The following is a 5426-nucleotide window of genomic DNA, read 5'->3' as shown; positions in this document are numbered from 1 at the left end:
CACAGCCCTTCCTCCTGGACCTCCTTCCCAGTTTTTCGAACGTTTTTTAATGGGGAGAGCTGAATAGTTACTTTTTTTCCAGCTTTTTTTTAATTTTTTAATTAAGTTTCTTATAATTGCAACCTTGGTATCAATCGTTTTAGAAAGCCCTCCATGCCCTCCATGCCCTCCATGCCCTCGACCATTGGTGACCTGCCCAACATTTGTGGTTCCGAGGCGCAGATACAAAAAATTGTTTCTGAGAGCCGCAACCGTCCCCTGTCAACGGGTGATTTCGGTTCGATCAAAAGTGCCTTTGCCATTGCTCTGCATATGCATCAACCCCTGCTGCCGGCAGGTGGTCCGCATTTGCCGACGGCGGCCATGATCAGCAATCTGCAATGTCTGCTGAACAGCCCCGAGAGCGGCGACAACCATAATGGCCGGGTTTATCGGAGTTGTTACAAGCGCATGGGGGAGTTCATTCCGCAGCTGCTCGCCGAGGGGAAGGCACCACGGGTGATGCTGGAATATTCCGGAACGCTCATGCACGGATTGTTACGCATGGGAGCGCAGGATGTTCTGGATGCTCTGGCGGCTGTCACCCGCCACCCGGAGCAGTGTCAGACCATAGAGTGGTTGGGGGCACCCTGGGGTCATCCGGTCGCGCCTTCCACGCCGGTCCAGGATTATCGGTTGCACGTTATGGCCTGGCAGCACCATTTTGCGGCCATTTTTGGTCTGGAGGCGTTGCAACGGGTGCGTGGCTTTTCGCCGTCGGAGATGGCCCTGCCCAACCATCCCGATGTGGCATATGCTTTTGTCAAAACCCTGCGGGAGTGTGGCTACAGTTGGGTTTTGGTTCAGGAACATTCGGTCGAGGACCCCCATACGGGCCACCCTTCCCGGCAACCGCATGTGCCGCACCGTCTGGAGTGCCGCAACTCGCATGGCGATGTCATTGACATCGTGGCCATCATCAAAACGCAGGGCAGTGATTCCAAGCTCGTTGGTCACATGCAACCTTATTACGAGGCACGGAGTCTGACCCGTTGGCATGTGCAGGGTCGGGAAATTCCGCCTTTGGTCACACAGATTGCCGATGGCGAAAACGGCGGCGTCATGATGAATGAATTTCCCTCCAAATTCATGGAAGTCATGCGGCAAAGCTCCGGAACCGACACCCCGCCCATGACGGTTTCCGAATATCTGGAACATGTTTTTGCCTCAGGGATCAGGGTTGCGGATTTGCCGGTGGTGCAACCGCTCTTTCACAAGCGCATCTGGGAGCGGGTCAATCCGGGTGACGGGCCGGAAAAGGTGGCCCAGACCATTGCCACGCTCAATCAGGAAGGGCATGGATTTCACATGGAGGGAGGAAGCTGGACCAACAATCTTTCCTGGGTACGGGGTTACGAAAAAATTCTGGGTCCCATGGAAGAGGTCAGTTCCCTGTTTCATGAAAAGGTTCTCAAACCCGGCCATGATGCCAGTGAGCCGCGGTTTCGTAATGCCCTGTATCACCTCATGCTTTCCCAGACCAGTTGCTTCCGCTACTGGGGTGAAGGGCAGTGGACGGATTATGGACGGGAGATCTGTCGGCGGGCCAAAGAGATTTTGATCCACGATTTCAAGGACCGGGAGCCGGGTTCCAAATCAACCGGACAGCAATCCACTTCCCATGCGGCGCAGCATGAGCCTGTTTCCACTCCAGTGCAGCACGAACCCGCACTCACTTCGGTACAGCACAAATCCGCTCCTGAAGTGACCCCGAACAAGCCTGCACCTGTGATGCACGAAGAAGAGGAATTTGTTCTCAAGGCACCTGAGATAGAGCCAGTTCCCAAGGCCAAAGCCAAGGCCAAGGCCAGGATCAAGACACCCAAAAAAGAGCCGGCTTCCAAGGCATCCAAAAAGGAGTCGGTTTCCAAGGCATCCAAAAAAGGGCCGGCTTCTAAAACTCTTGAAAAAGAGCCTGATTCCAAGGCATCTGAAAAAGAGTCAAAATCCAATAAAAAGTCCAAAAAATAAACTGGTTGGCTCCGTTCTTTTCCCTGTCCGGTTTTGGGGCGGAGCCACGGTTGACATGGCGGGCGTGTTGGTCTTGACCTTGGCCTTGACCTTGACCAATGTTCTTTTATATTCTTATAATCATATTCGTGGTTGCTGAACATTAATTTATATTAATGTTTCATGAATTGTGATAGGCTTCTGCGCGTGGGGCACTCTTGACACGTTTTTTTGTAGTGATGCATTGACATGGCTGGACTGGATGGGAGAGTGTTGGATCGGACAGGGTGAGTGTGGGGAAGGGAGTGTGCGGGGATCCGAAAAAAGGCATGGAATTCAATCTGGATCGGGATTGAACCGGTGTCAGGCAGGTGGAATTGATTCTCCAAGGATCTGAAAATGCTGCGCAAAAGTATCAAACTGAAATTTCTTGTTCCCATCATGTTGATCCTGATCGTGGGTCTCTCCCTGATAGGGGGAATTTCCTTCAAGATTACGGAAGAGACCATCGTCGAGAATGCCACTCTGGCCATGAAGAAGGAACTGGAGGGTGTCCTGGGCAAGGCTAATCTTTTCCATGAAAAGGCCAAAAACGACCTGCTCCTTGCGGTGGAACACCACGCATTCAAAGAGTATTTTGCACTTGCCGAAACCATGGCCGGCAATCAATACGAGGAGAAGGAAGTTGAAAATGAGGGGAAAAAAGAAACAAAGAAAATAATTCAATTTTCGCCCCGCCAGCGGGCATTGAAGGATATGATCGACCGCTGGACCATGTCACTTCAGCATAGATTTCCGATTGTCGAGACCTGCGTGATCGACAAGACAGGCCAGGAACACAGCCGGATCACCAATGGTGAAGTGGCACCGGATGAAGATTTTTCCAGCGAAGAGAATGGTGCCCCGTTTTTTGAACCAACCTTCAAGTTGAATGAGGGTGAGGTTCATGTTCAGTCTCCGTATATGTCACCGGACGCCAAAAAGTGGGTATTTTCCTACACGGCACCTATTATCATGCCGGATGGATCCAAACCGGCTTTTTATCACTATGAGTTACCGGTTGCCCTGTTTCAGGGAATTCTTGAAAAATTGTTTGCCGCCGGGGAACAGAAGGGTGGTGACAGCAAGGCGGGAAATGAACAGGAAAGATTGGCCAAGGGAAAAAGCCGGATTTTTATTCTGGATCCAGCGGGACTGGTGGTGGCCGACACACACCAATCGATCAATCTGGATTTGAAGCCGGGAGTAGACCCGGAAGCGAACCATCAATTGGCGGACTATCTGCCCACAGTGGACAAGATTGCCGGCAACCCTTCATTTTTGGCGTTTATGGAGAAAATGAAAAAAGGGGAAACAGGCATGGGACGGATGAAAATACAGGAAGAGGAGTATTTTCTGGTTTACAAGCCCCTGCCCACCTTTGGTTGGAGCCTTGCACATATGAAACCCTATTCGGCCCTGCTGGAAGGGGAACGTTCCCTGGCGGGAATTCTGGCTTCCATTGTATTGACGGCGTTGGCTGTTTTGCTGGTCTCCTTTGTGGCTGTCCTGCTGTTGGCCAAACACATTACAGGCCCCATGACGGTGTGCAAGGAAAACATTGCCCAGGTGGCCGAGGGAAATTTGCAGATTCGTTGCTCCATCAACCGGGTTGATGAAATCGGTCAGTGGTTCCAGAGCTTGAACCAAATGACTGCCAAATTGCGGGAGGTGGTGCAGATGGTGCGAGATGCCGCCGAGCATGTGGCTTCAGGGGGGGCACAGGTGGCCCATGCAGCACAGGAAATTTCATCGGGAGCCACCCAGCAGGCAGCCTCTATCGAAGAAATATCCGCTGCCATGGAACAAATGACCGCCACCATCCAGAAAAATACGGAGTACGCCGAAGAGACCGAAAAAACCATCCGCAAGACAGCCAGGGATGCCGAATCCGGTGGCCAGGTGGTTCAGGAGTCGGTGACGGCCATGCGGGAGATCATCGACCGGATTTCCATCATTGGAGAGATTGCCCGGCAAACCAATCTTTTGGCCTTGAATGCTGCCATCGAGGCGGCCCGGGCCGGGGAACATGGCCGGGGCTTTGCCGTGGTGGCCGGCGAAGTGCGCAAACTGGCCGAACGCAGCCAGACCGCAGCAACCGAGATCGGCCAACTTTCACAGACCGGCATCCAGGTGGCCACCCGCGCCGGAAGTATCATGGATGAATTGGTCCCGGAAGTGCGCCGCACGACCGAATTGATCATTGAAATCGCCAACGCCAGCAAGGAACAAAGCCAAACCTCCGACCAGATCAATGCCGCAATCCAGACCCTGGACGGCATCATCCAGAAATATGCCGGATCATCCGAGGAAATGTCCGCCAATGCCGATGAGCTGGTCCAGAATGCTGAACGACTGAATCAGGGTGTCGGGTTCTTCCGCCTGGGGTGAGTTGTAACAATTTGTTTTTTTTGTATCTTTCTTATTCGGTCTTTTCGAACAGGAAATCGATTCCCCCTGGTGCAGATACCTGGAAGATTGGTGAACAGAATGAGCCTGAAAAATAAAATTCAAATTTCACAATCATTACTTGAAAAGAATATGTGATTGTCTCACAATACAAATTGGGTTTTTTTATCAACGACGCTCTGAAACCCTCTGGAAACTCGCGAATCGTATCTTGAGCAGGCAGATACAATCTTCCTCGGGTTTCTGTGGGCATGCTTGGTCAATCATGACCGCAAGCTCCATGCCTGTGCATGGTATGGGTTTCTTCTGAAATCCCTGGAGACCAAGGCCCATGTCATCTGGAGTTCCGGAAAGCAAACTGACGTATGCTGAAATTGAAGATGCGGCAGAAGCGTTTGCGCAAGAGTACAGCTTTGACCCGCAACAGCATGACATTCGCGGATTGGTTGAAAAGTTGGGTGGCAGGCTTGGTCTTGCCGAAACCTGCGATCCCATGACACAAAACGGTGGGGCCATGTCTGCCTGGAGGGGGGGGGATTTTATCATTTATCTGCCTCCATTCACGGGCATCCTTCGCGATAATTTTACCATTGCACATGAGATCGGTCATCTTCAGCTTCATGTACCTGAATATTTTAAGCAACATCCTGACAGTGACAGGGTGCGTGTCAATCGTTTTGGCAACGACAAGCCGGAACTACAGGCCAATCGTTTTGCTGCGGCGCTGCTTATGCCCGCCGAAATTTTTACGTCAATTGGAGTAGAAACAGGCTGGGATATTCCAGCACTCTCCATCCAGTTCAGTGTCTCCCAACCCGCTGCCCAGTTCCGTGCCGATTTTTTGAAGCGTTAAAGCATGGCCATGAATTGATTTTTGTGACCCCTGTAAAAACTGAGGCAGATGCAGGCGTTGTGCTTTTCGCTTTTCATGAGACTATTCGCAATCATCAAGAAAATATTCGGAAAAAACACAGCAATCTGAGCCTCAA

3 protein-coding genes are annotated in these 5426 nt (G+C 51.5%); all 3 read left to right on the top strand.

The features are described 5' to 3' along the window. Positions 1 to 162: 162 nt before the first annotated feature. The 3 genes from HQL65_20135 (at position 163) to HQL65_20125 (ending at position 5290) form a co-directional block, all read left to right on the top strand. Positions 163 to 2010 carry a glycosyl hydrolase family 57 gene (locus HQL65_20135; GenBank protein MBF0138546.1) on the top strand — a complete coding sequence of 616 codons (1848 nt, stop codon included), beginning with the start codon at positions 163 to 165 and terminating at the stop codon, positions 2008 to 2010. Between the two features lie 378 nt (positions 2011 to 2388). After that, complete coding sequence (locus HQL65_20130) at positions 2389 to 4419, top strand: methyl-accepting chemotaxis protein (protein MBF0138545.1); 2031 nt, start codon at positions 2389 to 2391, stop codon at positions 4417 to 4419. Positions 4420 to 4768: 349 nt separating this feature from the next. Then, positions 4769 to 5290, top strand: a complete 522-nt coding sequence (locus HQL65_20125; protein ID MBF0138544.1) for an ImmA/IrrE family metallo-endopeptidase — start codon at positions 4769 to 4771, stop codon at positions 5288 to 5290. Positions 5291 to 5426: the final 136 nt, after the last annotated feature.

It is taken from the genome of Magnetococcales bacterium (genome assembly GCA_015228935.1).
GTDB lineage: Bacteria > Pseudomonadota > Magnetococcia > Magnetococcales > DC0425bin3 > HA3dbin3.
This window is presented reverse-complemented; position numbering and strand designations above follow the sequence as displayed.